General features: G+C 53.1%; 18 protein-coding genes. 11 read left to right on the top strand and 7 right to left on the bottom strand.

Annotated elements, in window-relative coordinates; genetic code table 11:
* Positions 1–27: 27 nt before the first annotated feature.
* The 5 genes from KB213_RS00975 (at position 28) to cyoD (ending at position 5,159) form a co-directional block, all read left to right on the top strand.
* A complete protein-coding gene (locus KB213_RS00975; protein WP_211680046.1) occupies positions 28–798 on the top strand; it encodes a Bax inhibitor-1/YccA family protein in 771 nt (256 codons plus the stop codon).
* A 466-nt stretch (positions 799–1,264) separates the two neighbouring features.
* On the top strand, positions 1,265–2,188 hold the full coding sequence (gene cyoA, locus KB213_RS00970) for a ubiquinol oxidase subunit II (RefSeq protein ID WP_249110112.1): 924 nt from the start codon (positions 1,265–1,267) through the stop codon (positions 2,186–2,188).
* Positions 2,189–2,193: 5 nt separating this feature from the next.
* Complete coding sequence (gene cyoB, locus KB213_RS00965; RefSeq protein ID WP_211680043.1) at positions 2,194–4,185, top strand: cytochrome o ubiquinol oxidase subunit I; 1,992 nt, start codon at positions 2,194–2,196, stop codon at positions 4,183–4,185.
* Positions 4,186–4,203: 18 nt separating this feature from the next.
* Positions 4,204–4,824, top strand: a complete 621-nt coding sequence (gene cyoC / locus KB213_RS00960) for a cytochrome o ubiquinol oxidase subunit III (RefSeq protein ID WP_068167706.1) — start codon at positions 4,204–4,206, stop codon at positions 4,822–4,824.
* The gene (cyoD, locus tag KB213_RS00955) at positions 4,824–5,159 is read left to right on the top strand and encodes a cytochrome o ubiquinol oxidase subunit IV (protein ID WP_211680040.1); all 336 of its coding nucleotides are present in this window, start codon (positions 4,824–4,826) and stop codon (positions 5,157–5,159) included. The genes cyoC and cyoD overlap by 1 nt, the downstream gene beginning before the upstream one ends.
* A gap of 137 nt (positions 5,160–5,296) precedes the next feature.
* Here the strand turns inward: cyoD and fdxA are convergent, their stop codons facing one another.
* From fdxA to KB213_RS00940, 3 genes are all read right to left on the bottom strand, one after another.
* Positions 5,297–5,629, bottom strand: a complete 333-nt coding sequence (gene fdxA / locus KB213_RS00950) for a ferredoxin FdxA (RefSeq protein WP_068167709.1) — start codon at positions 5,627–5,629, stop codon at positions 5,297–5,299.
* 79 nt (positions 5,630–5,708) lie between these two features.
* Complete coding sequence (locus KB213_RS00945; protein ID WP_211680037.1) at positions 5,709–6,005, bottom strand: RNA-binding S4 domain-containing protein; 297 nt, start codon at positions 6,003–6,005, stop codon at positions 5,709–5,711.
* A 12-nt stretch (positions 6,006–6,017) separates the two neighbouring features.
* Positions 6,018–8,615, bottom strand: coding sequence for a helicase-related protein (locus tag KB213_RS00940; protein ID WP_211680034.1), 2,598 nt, complete (start codon positions 8,613–8,615; stop codon positions 6,018–6,020).
* 77 nt (positions 8,616–8,692) lie between these two features.
* Between KB213_RS00940 and KB213_RS00935 the strand changes: the two genes are divergently transcribed.
* Both KB213_RS00935 and KB213_RS00930 read left to right on the top strand, forming a co-directional pair.
* On the top strand, positions 8,693–10,066 hold the full coding sequence (locus KB213_RS00935; protein ID WP_408903696.1) for a leucyl aminopeptidase family protein: 1,374 nt from the start codon (positions 8,693–8,695) through the stop codon (positions 10,064–10,066).
* Positions 10,067–10,378: 312 nt separating this feature from the next.
* Positions 10,379–10,780, top strand: a complete 402-nt coding sequence (locus KB213_RS00930) for a MarR family transcriptional regulator (RefSeq protein WP_211680028.1) — start codon at positions 10,379–10,381, stop codon at positions 10,778–10,780.
* Between the two features lie 78 nt (positions 10,781–10,858).
* On the opposite strand, the gene KB213_RS00925 is transcribed toward KB213_RS00930, so the two are convergent.
* On the bottom strand, positions 10,859–11,824 hold the full coding sequence (locus tag KB213_RS00925; RefSeq protein WP_211680025.1) for a glycosyltransferase family 4 protein: 966 nt from the start codon (positions 11,822–11,824) through the stop codon (positions 10,859–10,861).
* 106 nt (positions 11,825–11,930) lie between these two features.
* Here KB213_RS00925 and KB213_RS00920 point away from each other — a divergent pair, with 106 nt between their 5' ends.
* The 3 genes from KB213_RS00920 to KB213_RS00910 are packed head-to-tail and all read left to right on the top strand — an operon-like array spanning position 11,931 to position 15,473.
* Complete coding sequence (locus KB213_RS00920) at positions 11,931–13,892, top strand: polysaccharide biosynthesis protein (RefSeq protein ID WP_211680542.1); 1,962 nt, start codon at positions 11,931–11,933, stop codon at positions 13,890–13,892.
* Positions 13,885–15,030: a DegT/DnrJ/EryC1/StrS family aminotransferase gene (locus KB213_RS00915; protein ID WP_211680022.1), complete on the top strand. Its 1,146-nt coding sequence runs from the start codon at positions 13,885–13,887 to the stop codon at positions 15,028–15,030. Before KB213_RS00920 ends, KB213_RS00915 begins: the two co-directional genes overlap by 8 nt.
* Positions 15,027–15,473 (top strand): hypothetical protein, encoded by a 447-nt coding sequence (locus KB213_RS00910; RefSeq protein ID WP_211680020.1) that lies wholly within the window; start codon positions 15,027–15,029, stop codon positions 15,471–15,473. Before KB213_RS00915 ends, KB213_RS00910 begins: the two co-directional genes overlap by 4 nt.
* Here the strand turns inward: KB213_RS00910 and KB213_RS00905 are convergent.
* The 3 genes from KB213_RS00905 to KB213_RS00895 all read right to left on the bottom strand — a co-directional run bounded on the left by KB213_RS00905 (position 15,421) and on the right by KB213_RS00895 (position 19,477).
* The gene (locus KB213_RS00905; protein ID WP_211680017.1) at positions 15,421–16,221 is read right to left on the bottom strand and encodes a MerR family transcriptional regulator; all 801 of its coding nucleotides are present in this window, start codon (positions 16,219–16,221) and stop codon (positions 15,421–15,423) included. The genes KB213_RS00910 and KB213_RS00905 overlap by 53 nt on opposite strands.
* 77 nt (positions 16,222–16,298) lie before the next feature.
* Positions 16,299–17,426, bottom strand: coding sequence for an AI-2E family transporter (locus KB213_RS00900; protein WP_211680014.1), 1,128 nt, complete (start codon positions 17,424–17,426; stop codon positions 16,299–16,301).
* 131 nt (positions 17,427–17,557) lie between these two features.
* Positions 17,558–19,477, bottom strand: a complete 1,920-nt coding sequence (locus tag KB213_RS00895) for an ABC-F family ATP-binding cassette domain-containing protein (protein WP_211680012.1) — start codon at positions 19,475–19,477, stop codon at positions 17,558–17,560.
* A gap of 126 nt (positions 19,478–19,603) precedes the next feature.
* Here KB213_RS00895 and ndk point away from each other — a divergent pair, with 126 nt between their 5' ends.
* A complete protein-coding gene (ndk, locus tag KB213_RS00890) occupies positions 19,604–20,026 on the top strand; it encodes a nucleoside-diphosphate kinase (RefSeq protein WP_068167727.1) in 423 nt (140 codons plus the stop codon).
* Positions 20,027–20,042 lie beyond the last annotated feature (16 nt).

Genomic DNA, 20,042 nt, shown 5'->3' with positions numbered 1-20,042 from the left:
CAGGGCCCAACTGGAAAATAAGGTGTCATGGCGTTTAATACCAATTTCGGCAGAGCTGGCGTTCAAGCCGGGGTCGGCAATCTTGATGATGGTCTGCGTGCGTATATGTGCCGCGTGTTTAATTGGATGGCTCTTGGCCTCGTTATAACGGGAGCCGTTGCGTATGCCGTTGCTGAGACGGCGCTGCATGCATTGTTTTTCCATGGCGTTGCTTTGCCGAATGGTATGGTGGTGCAACGCCCCACCTTACTTGGTGATCTCGCTATTTTTGCGCCTATGGTTTTTGTGTTTGTGCTGTCATTTGGGATTAACCGTCTGTCCCGACCGGCAGTGCAGGCGCTTTTTCTTGTGTTCAGTGCAACAATGGGTGCGAGTCTCGCGAATATTTTGTTGAGCTATACGGGTGTGTCAGTGGCCCGGGCCTTTTTCATTAGCGCAACCATGTTCGCGGCCATGGCGTTGTGGGGTTATACCACTCGTACAAGCTTAGCGCGCCTTGGGTCGTTTCTGCTGATGGGGCTTATTGGTCTGTTGGTAGCGTCTTTAGTGAATATTTTCCTGCATAGTTCGGCGGTTAGCATGTTGTCGTCTATTGTGGGTGTTGGCGTATTCACGTTGTTAGCAGCTTATGACACGCAGCGTATTAAGGTTAGTTATCAAAACATGGCCTTTAATTATGATGCGGAGACCGTTGCGCGGCTCAGCATTTATGATGCTCTGTCCATGTATCTGAATTTTATTAATCTGTTCCAGTATATGCTTCAGTTCTTTGGGGTTCGTTCAGGAAATAACGACTAATAAAAATTTCACGAATAATTGATTTGTATCAAAAGCGGCCTGAATAGGTCGCTTTTTTTTGTGTATCATGGACTAAAATGGTCTTAAATATTTAATTAGATCAAGTTTAGTACACATTAAAAAATTGTAATGTAAAAATACGAAGTTGTGAGCGTATTTCACTAAATGTGGCCAAAAACTGCCATTTATAAGGCGGTGGTTTTCGGAAATAGAGAGATGCTCCTCATTCGAGAGAGGTGCAAAAAACCTTGTGTTTCAGCCAATTCAGGCGGAAATAAACGGAGACGAGAGACCAGTGTGCCTCTGTTGTTTGTTATGCAGGAACCGATAGAGCGGGGCCTGATGCTAATTTAGAGAAGGGGATAGCCAAGGTGTTGGAGTGTTCGAGTGTTTTTGGAGCACCCTATACGCCATCGCTCTTTCTATTCTTTGCTCACTGCCGGAACGGAAGATGAAAGCAGGACCGATGAAGAAATCCTGGCGATATCTCCCAGCGTTGCCAGCGCTGATGCTTTCGGGCTGTACGGTTGATCTGCTTCAACCTGCGGGTCCGATTGCAGAAATGGACAGTAAGGTCATGATCCTTGAGTTCGTGATCATGCTGCTGATCGTGATTCCAACTGTTATTGCGACACTGGTTTTTGCTTGGAAGTATCGTGCTTCCAATAAACAAGCAGAATACCTTCCTACATGGGACCACTCGACGAAGATTGAAATCTTTGTATGGGGTATCCCAGCGATTATTATCCTCGTTTTGGGGGCTATTTCTTGGTGGAGTACGCATGCGTATGACCCGTATCGCCCACTGCAAACGACTGGAAACGTTAAGCCCTTGAATATTCAGGTTGTTTCTCTCGACTGGAAATGGCTGTTTATCTATCCAGATCAAGGGATTGCGACCATCAATCAATTGGCTGTCCCAACCAATACGCCGCTGAATTTTGAGATGACGTCAGACACAGTCATGACATCGTTCTTTATTCCGCGTCTTGGTTCCATGATTTACGTCATGCCGGGTCAGCAAACGCAGTTGCATCTTCTGGCAAGTGTTGCGGGTAATTACCTGGGTGAAGCATCTCACTATAGTGGTGGTGGTTTCTCAGATATGAATTTCCGCACATTGGCGATGGATAAATCTGGCTTTGATGCTTGGGTGGAGAAGGTTAAGTCCAGCTCTGACAGTCTGGATACGGTGTCTTACCCCAGCTATGCTGCACGACAAGTTGCAGCGCCGGTTCATTACTTCTCTCATGTCCAGCCGGATCTCTTTGATGGGATCGTGGCAAAGTACAATAATGGCATGATGGTAGAAAAGACGACCGGTAAGGTCATGCACATGCCAGCAGCTGGTGCAGCCGCTAGCATGCCTGACATGAATATGAAGGAATAAGACGGATGCTCGGAAAGCTTTCGCTCTCTGCCATTCCTGTCGATGTGCCGATTCTCGTCGGGACATTTGCTGGTGTGGCCATCATGGGTCTTGTTGTGCTTGCAGCAGTGACCTATTTCGGCAAATGGGGTTATCTCTGGCGTGAATGGTTGACGACTGTCGATCATAAGCGTCTTGCCGTCATGTATATTATTTTGGCTATTGTGATGCTGTTCCGCGGGTTTGCGGATGCGGTCATGATGCGTAGCCAACTTGCTCTTGCCTATAATGGTAACCCCGGTTACCTGCCGCCGCACCATTACGATCAGATTTTTACCGCTCACGGTACAATCATGATCTTCTTCATGGCGATGGCGTTTATGACGGGGTTGTTGAACCTGGTTGTGCCGCTGCAGATTGGCGCGCGTGACGTTGCGTTCCCGTTCCTGAACTCTTTCAGCTTCTACATGACGCTGATTGGTGCGCTGCTGATTAATATCTCGCTGTTTATCGGTGAGTTTGCTCAGACGGGTTGGTTGGTTTACCCACCGCTGTCTGAAATGCAGTTCAGCCCCGGCGTCGGTGTGGATTACTACATCTGGGCCGTGCAGATTTCTGGTGTTGGTACGCTGCTGACGGGTGTGAACTTCTTCACGACCATCGTTAAGATGCGCGCTCCAGGCATGACCTGGATGAAGCTGCCAGTCTTTACGTGGACGGCTCTTTGTACCACCGTTCTGATCCTCATGTCCTTCCCGATCCTGACGGTGACGCTTGGGATGCTGAGCTTGGACCGTTACCTGGGTATGCACTTCTTTACGAATGATGCTGGCGGTAACGTCATGCTGTACCTGAACCTGATTTGGGCTTGGGGACATCCAGAAGTTTATATTCTGGTCATTCCGGCATTTGGTGTTTTCTCAGAAGTTACGGCAACATTCTCCCGTAAGCCGCTCTTTGGCTACAGCACCATGGTGTATGCAACATGTTCGATCATGGTGCTGGCAATGGTTGTGTGGGTCCATCACTTCTTCACGATGGGTGCGGGTGCAGACGTTAATACATTCTTCGGTATCGCCACGATGGTGATTGCTGTGCCGACGGGTGTGAAGATCTTTAACTGGCTCTTCACCATGTATAAGGGGCGGATTGAATTCACGTCTCCGATGTACTGGACTGTTGGCTTCATGGTGACCTTCTCAATCGGTGGTATGACCGGTGTGATGATGGCGATGCCAGCTGCTGACTGGATTGTGCATAACTCTTTGTTCCTGATTGCTCACTTCCATAACGTGATTATCGGCGGTGTGTATTTCGGTTACATTGCAGGTCTGAACTACTGGTTCCCGAAAGCATTTGGCTTCAAGCTTAATGAAAAATTGGGAAAATGTTCGTTCTGGTGCTGGTTCATTGGGTTCTATGTGGCCTTCATACCGCTGTATATCCTTGGTCTTGAGGGTATGACGCGCCGTATGAACCATTATGACAACCCCGATTGGTACCCATGGGAGCTGGTTGCAGCGGGTGGTGCGGCGATTATTGCACTGGGCGTTGTGTTCCAATTGCTGCAAATTTACGTCTCGATCCGTGACCGTAACCTGCCAGAAAACCGTGATTTGACGGGTGACGCATGGGGTACGGGTCGTACGTTGGAATGGGCAATTTCTTCACCACCGCCGGCTTATAACTTTGCTGTTATTCCGAAGGTGTACGGTCTGGACACGTTCCATATCGAGAAAGAAATGGGCCGTCCGGCACATGGTCAGGCTCTTGCGCCGATCCATATGCCAAAGAACACGTCTGCTGGTGTGTTTATTGGGGCGTTCACATTCATCTTCGGCTTTGCAGCGGTATGGTACATCTGGTGGCTGGCAGGCTTGGGTCTGTTGGGTATCCTGGTGACTTGGATCCTGCGTAGCGCGAATGAGGACATTGATTACTATGTCCCTGTCAGCGAAGTGGAACATGACGAGGAAGTTTATTCCCGTCGTCTTGCAGCTGCACAGGCTGCGGAATAAGGGGGGCGTAAGCTGATTATGGCTCACGAAGCAACAATGTCGCCTGCGGCACATGCAGACCATCACGATGGGGAACATCATCACGAGACCCCCAACGTGTTTGGCTTCTGGGTGTACCTGATGACAGACTGCGTCCTGTTCGGCACCATCTTTGCTGTATTCGCAGTGATGCGGAACCAGTTTGCAGGTGGTCCGACGGGCAAAGAACTGTTTGATCTTCAAAATGTTGGTATTGAGACAGCAATCCTGCTGTTCTCATCCATCACCTACGGTTTTGCATCCATCAATGCGCATGCGCAGAAGAAGGGTGCAGTTCTCCTGTGGCTCGCCGTGACATTTCTTCTCGGTGCGTCCTTCGTAGGACTTGAGGTCAACGAGTTTCATCACATGATTGCGGAGGGCAATGGCCCTGACCGTTCAGCGTTCTTGTCTGCGTTCTTTACGCTGGTTGGTACGCACGGTCTGCACGTAACGTGTGGTTTGATTTGGATGGTTGTTCTGATGGTGCAGATGCTTGGCCGACAAGGGCTGAAGCCACGGATGATGGACAAGCTTGCTTGCCTCAGCCTGTTCTGGCACTTTCTGGACATCGTTTGGATCTGCGTTTTCTCCTTTGTCTATCTTGCGAGTACGCTCTAATGGCCCAAGCTTCTCACTCATCCGGGGCAAGCAATAGTCACGGATCTTACTCCGCATATCTGATCGGTTTTGTTCTGGCCGTCATTTTGACAGTAGCGTCTTTCGCTGCTGTCATGACCCACGCTTTGTCTCCGGGCATGGCGATTGCGGTTTTGTCGGTTTTGGCTGTTGTTCAGATTTTCGTACACTTGGTGTTCTTCCTGCACATGAACGGTAGTTCTGAGCAGTATTGGAACCTGTTGTGCTTCTTGGTTGCAGTGGCGACGGTGGTCATCGTTATCGGTGGTACATTGTTCATTATGCACGATACGGCCATGAACATGATGTCACGCTAAACGCTTCTGAAGTGTTGAGTGTGTTGAGCCGGTGGGGGAAACTCCGCCGGCTTTTTTTATGATGATGAAGACGTATAAAAAAAGCCCGACACGAAGATGTGTCGGGCTTTTTCGTGATCCTCGTAGGAGGGTGCGGATCAGTCTTTATGTGGCGCCTCGGACAAAAGGCCAGCTTTGTCTGGCTTATCTTTCCATTCTTCAGCATCGGCGGGCTGTTCGCCTTTGCGGGTGATGTTGGGCCATTGTGCCGCAAGGCGTGAGTTTGTCTCAATCCATGCTTCGGCGCGGCCATCACTATCTGGGAAGATCGCTTCTGCAGGGCATTCTGGTTCACAGACGCCGCAGTCAATGCATTCGTCAGGATTGATCACTAGGAAGTTTTCGCCGGCATAGAAACAGTCTACGGGGCAAACTTCGACGCAATCCATGAACTTGCAGCGGATGCAGTTCTCGGTGACCACATAGGCCATAGATGTCTCCAATCTGTCTTGGTGGCTTGGTTTAGCACCGGTCTTTCATTGATGACGGATGATATGCGAGTGTTTTTGGTCAGACGCAAGCGTCTTCACTGTGTGTTGTGCCGTTCTCATAAAGCAGTGTGGCTTCTGAAGCAGGGCCACGCCGCGTACCGAGAGCGCGAATAGTCCACACATGCACATCATCTTTAGAGTGCCGTGGGGATAGGGTGACGGTATCGCCAACGCGTATTTTAGCGTGAGGTTTATTGGTTGGTTGACCATTAATACGAGCAAATCCACGCGTAATATAGGCCGCACTTATGCTGCGGCTCTTTGCGAAGCGCGCATAATAAAGCCAAAGGTCAAAGCGTTGAAAATCTGTTGACATAGGGGGTGTGACTTATGAGGAACGTTTGCGCTTGGGGTGAGGCATGCGCGTTTTGGAGGGGGGGCGTGGTGTGGGGCGTAAGGCCGCGAGTGCTGCAAACGGACTATCTGCATTATGGATAGGCCTCGTGCGTTCGGGGGGGAGGGATGTACGTCGTTTATGCGTTTGTGAGCGTGGCGGCAGGAGTAAAAGTGGTGCGGCCGGTCCGAAAAAGCGGTCGTCTAATACTGATGGTGGTTGGTGACGTATGCCTAAGCTGGTGAGCGTATGTGTCAATTGAGCGGCTCGGATACCAAACCATGACGGTAAATCTCTAGGCGCCAGGCAGGGGGCGCGAGCGGTGAGGCGTTTGAGATCATATAAGCGGCGCTCAATGATATCGAGACGTACCCCGACATCACCAACGGCTACCCAGCCCGGTCGCCCCGAGACGGTAGGAAGTGGACAGGAAATACGGCCCGGTGGTGGTGGCGCTAAAGCGCTAGAATGACCAGCATGAACATGAGAGAGCAGCGCGCGCATATGCAAGGTATGGGGACGCATAAGCGCAGGCATAAAGAGCGCGAAGTGTCCGATGATAATACCGTGTTTTTTTAGTAGGCGTCGGTCGTCGTGTGGGATTGTATAATCTGCCGGGAGAGGGGGGGTTATACCACCATCTTCTACCAAGCGGTGCACGACGCCGCGCAAGGCAGGGTGTGTTTCGGCAGCGTGTTGCAGAGCGAATAGGACGCTAAAGTCTCTTTGGATAAGAGATTGTACAAAGGTGATGAGGCGTTTTTCGACCTGTGTGCGCTGTTGTGTGTCAGCGAAGTCATCATGGAAGAGACGTATATGCGGCTGGAGGACGGTTTTCCCGGCACTTAGGCGGCCGAGCGGCACTCCGTTCCATGAGAGGATGGCGGTTTCGGTGTTTAGTGCCAGATCAGCATCGGGGGCGTGGGTGAATTGATGGATCCGGCGAGGGATTTCTTGTTGGAGTGCACGTCGTCCTGCGCGGAGCACTAGGGCGCGTTCCGAGTCTTCAATGGGGCCAAGATTGAGGGAGAAGCCTTCAATTTTTCCGATTTCATGACCTTCAACAACCACGGTGCCGTCTTGTGTGACGGCAGAGAGGAGGGGGTGATCTTGCGCGTCGTCAAGGCGGCGCAAGAGTGTTGCGGCCCGACGGTCGACAAAACGTGCGGTGAGGCGGTCATGCAAAGCATCTGATAAGCGCTCTTCAACCTCACGCGTGCGTTTTTGCCATGTGTTTGCGTGGCGGCTCCATTCATTGCGAGAAGCAATATAGGCACAGACGCGGATACCGGTGAGGCGCTGCATCAGGGTGTCGATATCGCCTTCGGGTTTATCGAGACCGCGAAGATGGCCGTCCATCCAGTTCGGCGGGATGGTCCCGTCTTTGAGCAAGTGCATGTACAGATTGCTGCACAAGCGGGCGTGGCTGTCGTCCCCTAATTTACGGAAATCGGGGATTTGGCAGACGTCCCATAGCAGTGCTGTTGCCTCTCGCCCTCGTGCAGTTTTTTGGATGTCTGGGTCGAGAAGGAGGCTTTCGAGTGTGGTGACATCTGAGGCGATGCGGCCGGGGACGAGGCCTTTTTGAGGGGGGGACACCGTGAGGCTGGCTAATAAGGCGCGGGGGTTGGTGAAATCTAAGCAGCTATTGCGCCAAGAAAGGCGTTTAATTGGCTCGAAACGATGTTGTTCGATGGTTTCGGCTAGTGTTTCAGAGAGCGCAGGAGCGTCTGCTGTGGTGCCAAAGGTGCCGTCGCGCATGCCACGCCCAGCACGGCCTGCAATTTGGGCGATTTCTTGTGGGTAGAGGGGGCGTGGGGTGGTGCCGTCAAATTTGCTTAATTGGGCGAGGGCCACATGGTCCACATCCATATTAAGGCCCATGCCGATGGCGTCTGTTGCGACGAGATAATCGACTTCCCGGTTTTGGTAGAGTTCGATTTGGGCATTACGGGTGCGGGGGCTGAGCTGCCCCATGATAACGGCGCAGCCACCGCGGCGCCGTCGGACGACTTCCGCCAATGTGTACACTTCGGCCATAGAGAAGGCGACGATGGCGGAGCGTGGTGGAAGTTTTGAGAGCTTGGTTGCGCCGGTATAGACAAGGCTGGATAGGCGGTGCCGTGTATCGATCTCGATGTTTGGGATCAGGCGTTTGAGCAGGGGGCGGATGGTTTCAGCCCCAAGAAAGAGAGTTTCGACCGTGCCGCGGGCATTGAGAAGGCGGTCTGTGAAGACATGGCCGCGATCGGGGTCTGCGGCGAGTTGAATTTCATCGACTGCGACGAACTCCACCTTACGGTCCAGCGGCATGGCCTCAACGGTACAGGAGAACCATTTTGCACCATGCGGCACAATTTTCTCTTCGCCAGTGATGAGGGCGACAAAGCGTGCGCCTTTGGCTTTGACAAGGCGCTCATAGTTTTCACGTGCGAGAAGCCGCAGGGGAAAGCCAATAATGCCGGTGGCATGGGCCATCATGCGGGTGAGCGCATAATGGGTTTTCCCCGTATTTGTGGGGCCAAGGGCGGCACGAACGGCGCTTGGCATGGTATGAGCGGTCGAGAAGGTTCTTTGAACTGCGCTGGGCATAGGTGAATGGTCGGGTTTGTGCGCGATAAAAGCAAGCACCTGATACAATGAACCTGTTTAATTTTGGAATAAGATGGATGATTTCTGTGCAAACACTTCCTTTCATTGCGGCCTCTGCTCTGAATGCAGAAGATGGAAGCGTGAAAACGCTGCATATTGTAGCTCCGTCTCACTGTGCGGCTTTTGAAGAACGCCATGAGGCGTGGCTGAAGGCGCAGGCGTTTCAGGCGAAAGTTGGACAGTATGCAAGACTGCCAGAGGGGGCCGCTCTCTTTGTTGTAGCTCCTGAGAAAGCTGAGGATCCGTCCGTATATGGTGTGCTCGGTACGGCCTTGGATGCTGGAGATTGGCGCGTAGCATTGGACGGTGTGGCGGAAGAGGCCCGTTCTGCTGTGGTTTTGGGTTTTGCGATGGGGGCGTATCGTTACCATGTGCGTGGCCGTGACGCATTTGTAGCGCGGCTGGTGGTGGATGAGCGCGATGCTGGTGCCTTGGCTTTCGCAGAAGCGAACCGTTTAGGGCGTGATTTGATTAATACGCCAGCGAATTTACTTGGTCCGGTTGAGTTGGCTGAGCAGGCTCGTGAGGCTTTAGTTGCGCGGGGTGCGGCTGTTGAAATTGTGCAGGGTGATGCGCTGCGTACTGCCTATCCGTGCTTGGCGGCTGTTGGTGAGGGGTCAGATCGCCCGTCTCAAGTGGTGATTGGACGTTGGCAGAAGCGTGAGGGTGCGCCGCTCGTCTCGTTGGTTGGGAAGGGGGTATGTTTCGACACCGGAGGGTATGACCTCAAGCCGCCAGCAGGCATGTTGCGGATGAAGAAAGACATGGGTGGGGCCGCGTTGGCACTGGCTGTGGCCTGTACCGTGATTGATCTGGGATTGGATGTATCTCTGGAGGTCCGCCTGGGGTGTGTTGAGAATAGTGTTTCTGGGCATGCGATGCGCCCTGGTGATGTTCTCATGACGCGGAGTGGCAAAACTGTTGAAGTGGGTAATACGGATGCAGAAGGCCGGCTGGTCATGTGTGATTTGCTGACGGAAGCTTCTGAACATACGCCTGCTTGGTTGTTGGATATGGCCACTTTGACGGGCGCGGCCCGCGTGGCGCTGGGGCCGGATTTGCCAGCGTTGTTCGCGAATGATGATAACGTTGCTGAAATCTTCTGCGAATCAGCGAAAACGAGTGCTGATCCCCTGTGGAGAATGCCACTCTGGCATGGTTATGACGCATGGCTCGATAGTAAGATTGCGGACATGGGTAATATAACGGCCAAGCCAATGGCAGGAGCGATTACGGCGGCATTATATCTTCAACGCTTCGTGCCGAAGGGCCAAAAATGGTGCCATATCGACACTTATGCTTGGAATGACGCTTCCACGCCGGGGCGCCCAGAGGGTGGAGAGACGTTGGGGCTACGTGCGATTGTTGGTGCGATAGCAAAACTTTGTTAGAAAAAGAGAAGTGGAAGAGGGGGTTAGCGCCCTCTCTTTTTTGCATCGTAACATAATTGTCTTTGAGTAAGGGGTGTCTTTTCGAAGGCGTTTCGGCTTATTCCTCCGTTCACTAAAGAGCTTTCTTTTGCACCGACAACATGTTGTGCCAGATGCTACCCCCAGGAAGTGTTTGGAAAAACATGACGGAGCGTGTGAAGGAGAAGCCAAAACTTATAGCGAAACGGAACGTTTCGAATTCAATATTGTTTTCGTTGATGTGGGGTCCGCTCGGGGCTTGCGGAGAGAGCAAGAAACGTAAGGAGTGCAGTTATGTCGCAGGCTAAGAATGATCAGTTGTTAAATCTTCTCTGCGGTACGGTTGTAACGCTGGTACGTCGTGATGGGCCGGATCTTTCGGCGCGTCAGTTGGCTGTTTTCTTGACGTGCTATTTGAATGATGGCGCGCATACGGTTCGCGGTTTGGCTGCAGCATTGAATGTGTCTAAGCCTGCGATTACGCGTGCGTTGGATCGGTTGCGCGTTTTGGGCTTGGCTGAGCGTAAGCCAGATCCGTTGGATCGCCGTTCTGTATTGGTACGCCACACCCCGAAGGGACAAGCGTTCCTGCGGGAGATGCGTGCGATTATGGCAGAAGCTTCTGGTTCACAAGCGGATCGTGATGACCGTGCCATTGGCCAGGTCGAGCGTTTAAGTGTCCGCCGCGCAGGCTAAGCTTCAACGCTTTACCCTCGCTGTAGAGTATTAAAGAAAAAACCGCTGCGGGATGCCGCAGCGGTTTTTTTTATGCTCTTACCATGCGTCGGAGATATGTTTGCGGGCGCGGTAGCAGATAAAGGCGGTCCAGCCGCATTGTGGGGCGAGAATGAGTATGAGGGCTATGGGCGGGTGAGAGACTGTTCTCCAAATAACGGCGCCCCAAATGACAAAAGCCCAGTAAAGAAGTGTAATGAATGGTGCCGAGAGGCCGGAGCGTGTGGCTAACTGATAAAGGTGCCCGCGATGGGCCTGCATGAGGTGATTACCCGCGCATAAGCGGCGGATCAGGGTGAAGAGTACGTCCCATAAAATACCGGCAAAGAGTGCGAGTACTAATGCGGGTTCAGCATGGGTCGGTTGGATGGCGCACCATGCCATGACGAGTGCTGCGGATTGGCTTCCGACATCGCCCATGAAGATACGGGCTTTAGGGAAGTTAAAGGGAAGGAAGGTGAGCAGCGCGAGTGCGAGAAGAAGAAGAATTTCAGGGTGTAAGCCAGTAGACGCAAGTAGCAGGGCGGCGATTGCCATGCTGCCAGCCGCTAGGCCATTGATGCCGTCAATGAAATTGAGTGCGTTGGTCATAAAGACGGCGAGGCACACATCGGCTCCGAGAGTGAGGGGACTCGATGTGACGGGGAGTGCCACGAGAAACGCTGCAAGGCACTGAGCGGCGAGTTTATACCAAGCTTTAAAAGAATATATATCATCCGCCCATGAGACGATGGCGAGAAAGAAAACGCCCGTCATAAGGCCGGCAATCGGGACCGCATGTATATGTGGGTGAAGATAGAGTGCAGCAGGGATCGTGACCAAAAAGCTGCCTATAATGCCGATGCCGCCGCCTTTGGGGATAGGACGCGTGTGAGCACTCCGCGCAACGGGGTGATCTAACACGCCAATCCGGATCATGATAAGTATTAAGGTGGCGCACAGGACCGGCACTGCACAACATGCAAGGGTAAGGCCCGAAAACAGTGATGTAACAGAAAACAGCATAATGCAGAGCATAGGGTATTGTGTATTTTAGCGCTATAAGCAGGATGTGACGAGTATGACGCATTCTGAAGCACCTGCTGCTCCCTCTACTGAGGATAATACCCCCATGGCCGATCTTACATCGCGTCGGGGGGGATGGTTCCTGATGACACGCTCCCGCCGGATTGCGTTAAATGTTCTTTTGGACGGTATGGTTTCAGCTGTGGCGGCACCTCTGGCACGGTGGCTGGCCGCTCCTGAAGGCGGCATGTTGCATCCATTATGGTTTGTAGCGGGTGGCGGCATTACACTGCTGGTTTCCGGTTTGCCGTTTCGTATGCCGCAGCAATATTGGCGGTTTTCAGGTCTAAGTGACTTGATTGGGATTGCGTGTGCTTCTGTAGTAAGTGCCGTTTTCTTTATGGCATTATTGCTGCTTTCCGGGTTTGGACTACCGACACCGACTTTCCCGTTAATTCATGCTTTAGTGCTTTTGGTATTGCTGGGCGCAATCCGTATGTTCTGGCGGATTTGTACGCGGCGTCAGCCTTGGGGGTTGCCGCGTGAGCGTGTGCTCTTGATCGGGGCAGATTTTGAAGCCGATCTTTTTATCCGTGCGATGGAGCGTGACCGGGTTAGCAGTCAGAAAGTCGTAGGTGTTGTAACCCTGAGCGAACAGCAAGCGGGGCGACGTATTCATAGTGCGCCTATCTTGGGTGCTTTGGATGAATTTTCCGAGTTGTTGCGGCGATTGGTGGTTTCGGGACGGCAGCCGGGGAAAATTGTTGTGACATCACCGGATTTGCGCGGCGCGGCGTTGTCGCAAGTGTTGGATACGGCGCGGCTGTTTGGGGTGGATGTGTTGCGGACGCCGTCACTCACGGCGTTGCAGCCTGCGGCACATATTGAATTGCAGCCGATTGCTATTGAAGATTTATTGAATCGTGCGCCGGTAGCGCTGGATGGACGAGGAATACAGCATTTGCTGGCTGGCCGTGTGGTGGCAGTGACCGGGGCGGGTGGCAGTATTGGCTCTGAGTTGGTGCGGCAGATTGCGGCTTATCAACCGATGACGTTGCTGCTGATTGAGCAAAGTGAATATGCGCTGTGGCAAATTCATTTGGACCTATCGGAGCGCTTTCCGGGTGTGTCGTGTGTGCAGGTTATTGCTGACGTGCGGGATCGGGAGCGGATGGCTGAGGTATTTCGTCAGCATCCACCGGAGATTGTGTTCCATGCCGCGGCTTTGAAACATGTTCCTTTGGTAGAGAATAACCCGATAGAAGGTGTGCGTACGAATGTGCTGGGCACACGGGTTGTTTTGGATACTGCGCAAGCTGCCGGTGCGCGTGCAACGGTTTTGGTCTCGACGGATAAGGCGGTTAATCCATCAAGCCTTATGGGGGCGAGTAAGCGTTGTGCTGAGATTTATGGGCAGGCTTTGGATATGCGCGCCCGTAATGACGAAGGCTCCATGCGCTGCGTGACTGTGCGTTTTGGTAACGTCTTAGGCTCTACCGGGTCTGTTGTGCCCTTATTCCGCCGTCAGTTGCAGCAAGGTGGCCCGCTGACGGTCACACACCCGAAAATGACACGGTATTTCATGACGATTCCAGAGGCGGTGGGACTTGTCTTACAAGCTGCAGCCCGTGGTACGTGTGACCGTGACGGAGAGGCCGCGACGGAGCAGCGTCTGCGTGAAGGCGGGATCTTTGTGTTGGATATGGGGGAACCAGTCCAGATTATGGATCTGGCGTGCCAGATGATCCGTTTGGCACGTTTGCGCCCGCATGATGATATTGAGATTAAGATTACGGGGCTGCGGCCGGGGGAAAAGCTATTTGAAGAGCTGTTCCATGGCCGTGAAGCACCTGTGCCGACAGATGCGGCTGGCTTGCGGATTGCAACGCCACGCACTGTTGATTTCGAGCTTGCAAGTCAGGCTTTGGATTCTTTGGACGCCGCATGCCACCGGGGGGACTTGGTGGAGGTCATGCGTATTCTTCAGGATTTAGTGCCGGAATTCAGGCATAATACGGAGGCTCTGGCCTTCGAACCCGTGACAGATGGGACCTCTCCCCATGAATAAATCAATCGCTTTTCTTGATCTCCCACGTCAGCAAGCGCGTTTGGGCGCGGCGTTGAAGCAGCGTGTGGATGCTGTTTTTCAGCATTGTCGTTTTGTGATGGGGCCGGAAGTGGCAGAGCTTGAGGAGAAGCTCGCAGCGTTTGGTGGGGCCAAAGAGGCTATTGGCGTTTCCTCCGGTACGGATGCGCTGTTGATGATCCTGATGGCAGAAAACATTGGGCCGGGCGATGCCGTTTTTCTACCCGCATTCACGTACACAGCGACAGCGGAGGTTGTGCTTTTGTTGGGAGCGGTACCGGTTTTTGTGGATGTCACGCCGGATACGTTTCAAATTGATTTGGCGTCGTTAGCGCAGCGTGTTGAGGCGGTACGTCGTTCTGGAGATTTGACCCCACGGGCCGTGATTGGTGTGGATTTGTTTGGGCAGCCAGCACCTTGGGATGAGCTGAATACGTATGCAAAGGCTGAAAATCTTCTGCTCTTTGCGGATTGCGCGCAGTCTTTTGGTGCCTCGTATAAAGGCCGCCGCTTAGGGCATGAAGCCGTAGCGACGACGTTGTCGTTCTTTCCGTCTAAGCCGTTGGGCTGCTATGGGGATGGCGGGGCCATTCTGACGGATGATCCAGAGCGGGCAGCTTTGTACCGGTCTTTGCGTTCTCATGGTGAAGGCAAGACGCGCTATGCAGTGGAGCGTATTGGTCTGAATGCACGCTTGGATACGATTCAGGCGGCTGTATTGCTCGCGAAACTGGAAGCATTCCCGGAAGAATTGGCACGCCGTGATGCTATTGCGTGTGCTTATGACCAAGGTATGCCGAATGGTATTATAGCGCCGGTGCGTGTGGCTGACAGTGAGAGCGCGTGGGCTGTTTATTGTGTGCTGTTGGCGGATGCTGCGCAGCGTGATGCGTTACAAGAGCATCTGAAGGCAGAAGGTGTGCCAACAGCGGTTTATTACCCCAAACCGCTCCATCATCAGCCTGCTTATGCTGCCGCTCATGACGGTGTGTCTTTACCGGTTTCAGAAGGGTTGGGCGGGCGTGTTCTGGCATTGCCCATTCATCCAGAATTGACGGATGAAGAAGTGGCACATGTTGTGTCAGCACTCCACTCCGGCATGACAAAGGTTGGGTCATGACCCGCGAGAAGAAGCTCTTACTCGCCTTTATTGCCGTGGTGGGTGTGCCGGTTGTTGTGATCTGGACAGTATGCTGGCCGCTGCTGCGCCCTTGGGATTTGCCGCATGTGGTCGGGGGGCAGTTAGAGGCTCCTCATTTGCGTGCTTTGACCGCGTCTGAGGTGCAGATGTTGGATCAGTGGGTGCAAGCGCATCGTACAGGGTGGGGGCCAGTTGGGGAGGTTCCGCCGCATGCCGGAGATGTTGTTTTCCACTTGGATACGCCTCAGGGGCGTTCTTTGTGGGTGTCTGTCTGGCGGCACCCACACATGCCGGATGATGTCGGGATTCAGACGCAAGGGCGCGGTCCGTACCGGATGAACAGTTTTTCTGAAGAGACTTTGAAAGGAATTATCCCGCAGGATGTTCCACCGCCTTCAGATGGTCCGAAGCCTCCTGAATAAAATTAAGGGTTTCGGCTGAAAAAGGAGCTTGTTGCGCTTGAGGTGCTTTGTGAAGCTCTTTGTACAGGGCGGCAGTTTTGTTCCATAAATCGCGGCCTAAAGCGGTTTGCAGGGGCTTTTGCAAGGCGAGCCATTCTTTCACAAAAGAGGCAGCCTCAGGCGCGTTTGGGCGCATACCGTTGAGACGAGCATGATCAATACGTTTGATGAGGTTTTCCCATTTTAGAGCATAAAAATTACGGTCTTCGTCCGGGAAGTGTTTCTCTGCGGTAGCTTCCCACTGTTGTTTTTCTGTTTGTGTGAAATGCTTGTTGATCAGGGGCGCCAAGGCTTTTTTGTCCAGTTTATGGGTGGTCTGGCGTAGTAATTGACAAAATTCTTGGATTGTAATGGCCATTCCCTTGGTGGAGTGGTTGCGGTGATCTTGTAAACCCTTGAGCGTATTTAGGGCTTTTTCGGTTTCTCTTTGTTTGTTTTCTAAAAGGGCAATCTGAGCTTTTAAAATGTTGTCTGGATCAAGAGGTTTTTCGAAAAAGCTTTGGATTTCGCGCAAAGAAAAACCAGCATTTTTCAGCGTTATAACGTGCAAAAATGCTGTGATAGCCTGCTCATCATAGAAGCGGCGTCCATTCTCCGCACGTTTGGAGCGAAGAAGGCCTAAGGCTTCAAAATGGCGCAATGTGCGTGGGGTGGTGCTGGCTGCTTTGGCGAATTCACCGATGGTCAGTAAGGCGTTTTGTGGCTGCATAATATCCTCCTGACGTAGAGAGTGTTTGATGACGTTACGTCAGGAGCAAGCGAAAAAATTATGCCATGTGTATGTTTTTAGGATGAGCTGTTTTCGTCCTCAAGTTCATGGCGGGTTTGCACGTTCTCTTCGAGTGGAGGGGTTGCTTTATCCATCACGGCGAGGAGGGCAGCCGTGAGTGGGGATGCGATAATTAGCCCTGGAATACCAAGAATAGAGCTGAAAACAGTTTGGGAAAGAATGGCGATGGCAGGTGGCATGTGTACGGCGCGCCGTTGGATCATCGGGGCCATGACATTGCCTTCAAAGAATTGAATGACGCTGTAGAGGATGATGACTAAAAGGGCCTCTTTTCGCCCCATGGACAGCGCGAGTAAAATGGCAGGAACAGCCCCCATAATCGCGCCGATATAGGGAATGAAGTTACATAGACCCGCGATGACACCGAGCGCTAAAGCGAGTGGAACGCCAATGAAATAGAGGCCGATACCAGATAAAAGTCCAACGACGAGCATGTCGAGGGCTTGGCCTGCGGTCCATGCCCATAGGGTCGCGCCTGCGGTGAGCATGAGGCTGCGGACGGTGCTGCGCTGCGCAGGAGGGATGAGGCGCAATACGCCATCAATATATTGGGAAGGTGAGAGGGCAAAGTACAAGCCAGCAATCAGGACAACGGCGAGTGTTCCTAAAACACCAAAAGCGCTGCTGAGTAATCCTGTGACAGATCCTGCAATACCGGTGCCAAAGCTGCTGAGACCACCAGAGCTATTGGCATTGCCGCCCAAAGACGTGGGAAGGTAGTCGAGGATCATGCGGCCGAGTGTTGAATCTGACAGTTGGGCTTTGAGGCCCCCAGATTGGACGATCAAAGCTTGTTTAAGGCGCAAGAACTGATCACCAATTGCGGGACCGCTGCTCCAGCCGAGACCAACCATCAGGAGTAGCAAGACAAGTGCGACGATGGCGACTGCTGCGGTATAGTTGAGGAACGGGACACCCCGGCGCAGGATACGTGCCAAGCCGTGCAAAACGATGGAGACTAATGTTGCGGCAAAGACGACGGTGAGAACGTCTCCCATGAGCCAGATGGCGAGCATGGTGAGGGCAATTGCAAGGGCAACCCGCATAACTGTGGCAATGCGTTGCAATTCCCGTGCGCGTGGTTCGTTTTCTTGAGGGGCGGAACCAGGGAAAGGCAGCGGCATGGTTAATCACCTTGATCTAAAACGGGAATGTCACGTTAGAGCAGATGGCAGCGTGTGACCATCATTCCCTAGAGTATGTTGTGACCGTCGCTTGCTCACAAAACTCTAGGAAGGTGAGTATGGAGAGGGTTTTAGGCGGAAGCCTCTTCGAGTTCTGTTTGTGCTTCCAGCCAAAGTTCCTCAATTTCTGCTTGTTTGGCTTCTAGTCCCGCACGGTGTGCGTTGAGGGAGGCAATATCGCCAGGGTTTCCTGATTGGTAGAGATCGGGGTCCGCTAATTTTTCTTCGATGGTAGCGAGTTCTTTCGCGATTTGGGCTAATTTGGTTTCCGCGTCTTTAATCTTGCGGCGCAAAGGGGCCAGAGCGCGAGTGAGTTCTTTCCGGTCCGCGCGGCGCTGGGCTGCGGAAGGTGCTGACGTTTGAGTGGTGTCATTACCCTCTTGTGGCGTGCGTGCACGTTCAGCATTTTCGGCGCGGGCTTTACGGGCGCGCTCAATAAGCCATGCTTTATATTCGGCCATATCCCCATCAAAGGGAGTGATGGTGCCGCCTTCGACCAGCCAGAATCGGTCGGCCACGGATTCGACCAAGTGGCTGTCATGGCTGATGAGGATGACAGCCCCTTGGAAAGCAGCAAGCGCGCGGATCAGGGCGTCACGTGCATCAAGATCAAGATGGTTGGTTGGTTCATCCAGAAGGAGAAGATGTGGCGCTTCACGCGTGGCGAGGGCGAGGAGCAGGCGTGCTTTTTCGCCCCCTGAGAGTTCGGCTACGCGGGTTTCAGCACGGAGGGCGTCAAGGCCGAAGCGGTCAAGCTGGGCGCGAACCGCAACGGGGGTGGCCTCTGGCATAGCGCGGGCCATATGATCAATTGGCGTATCGGACAGCACTAATTCATCGGATTGATGTTGTGCAAAATATCCAATGCGGAGTTTAGAGGAATGTTTGACGGAGCCTTTTAATGGTTCCAGTCGTCCTGCGAGGATTTTGGCAAAGGTGGATTTACCGCGCCCATTTTGGCCCAAAAGTGCAATCCGGTCTTCCATATCAAGCCGCTGGTTAAGGCCGCTAAGAACGATGTGATCGCCATAGCCCGCTGTGACATGGTCGAGTGTAAGCATAGGGGGTGGGAGTTGGGCGGGTTCTGGGAAGTTGAAGCGTGTGGGGCTGTCTTCAACGACGGAATCAATTTGGGGGAGTTTCTCGAGGGCTTTGATACGCGCTTGCGCTTGGCGTGCTTTGGTCGCTTGTGCGCGGAAGCGGTCCACAAAGGCCTGCATATGGGCGCGTTGGGTGGCGACGCGTTCTGCCATACGGTTTTGCTGTAGCGCTTGCTCGGTGCGGATGCGGATGAAGTTGTCATAGCCGCCGGGGGTGAGGCTTAGATTGCCACGATCCAGATGCGCGATGGCATCTACGGTGTTATCCAGCAAGGAGCGATCATGGCTGACGATGATGGCGGCGCCGGGGAATTTGGCGAGCCATGATTCCAGCCATAGTACGGCTTCAATGTCCAAATGGTTGGTTGGCTCATCGAGCAAGAGCAGGTCGGGGCTCAGGAAGAGGGCCGTGGCAAGGGAGACACGCATACGCCAACCGCCCGAAAAATCGGACACAGAGCGGAGTTGTGCCTCTTGGTCAAAGCCGAGACCTGAGAGAATCGCACCCGCGCGCGCTGGGGCTGTATAGGCATCAATGGCGATGAGGCGTTCATGCACATCGGCGATGCGTGTGGGGTCTGTTTCCGTTTCTGCCGCGTGTAAGAGCTGCGTGCGTTCGAGGTCTCCTTCCAGCACGGTGTCGATCAGGGATGTATTTCCGGAAGGGGTCTCTTGTTTCACGCGGCCCATTGTCGCGCGGTTCGCGAGGGTGATGGTGCCGCCATCGGGGCTGATATCGCCCGCAATAGCGGCAAGAAGTGTTGATTTTCCTGCACCATTACGGCCGACAAGGCCAATTTTGCGCCCGGGGTCCACATTTAAGGACGCATTGTCCAGAAGGGTACGTCCGGCGATGCGGAGGGTCAGGTCGGAAATGGTCAAAAGGCTCAAAGCAGGACTCGCGCAGCAGAGGAAAGTGGATATTATGCTAAAAAATTATGTCAGACCTATCAGGAACGCAGATTTTGCTCTAGGGGACTGACGAGTTTTACCTTTTGCTTCATTAGGAGAAGACAAATGGCTCTTGAGCGCACGCTTTCCATCATTAAGCCCGACGCAACGAAGCGTAACCTGACCGGCAAAATCAATGCTGTGTTCGAAGACGCTGGCCTGCGTATCGTTGCTCAAAAGCGCATTCAGCTGAGCGAAAAGCAAGCTGGCGCATTCTACGCTGTGCATGCTGCACGTCCTTTCTACGGCAGCCTCGTTGCTTCCATGATTGCTGAGCCAGTTGTTGTTCAGGTTCTGCAAGCTGAGAACGCTGTTGCTAAGCACCGTGAAGTGATGGGCGCAACGAACCCAAGCGACGCAGCAGAAGGCACAGTCCGTAAGCTGTTTGCTGAAAGCATCGAAGCAAACTCCGTACACGGCTCTGACAGCCTGGAAAATGCGAAGAACGAAATCGCATTCTTCTTTGCTGAAACAGAAATCCTGCCGTAATCTCACGGTTGGTGAC

Origin of the sequence: Neokomagataea anthophila, assembly GCF_018122595.1 — a bacterium.
Taxonomy (GTDB): domain Bacteria; phylum Pseudomonadota; class Alphaproteobacteria; order Acetobacterales; family Acetobacteraceae; genus Gluconobacter; species Gluconobacter anthophilus.
This window is presented reverse-complemented; position numbering and strand designations above follow the sequence as displayed.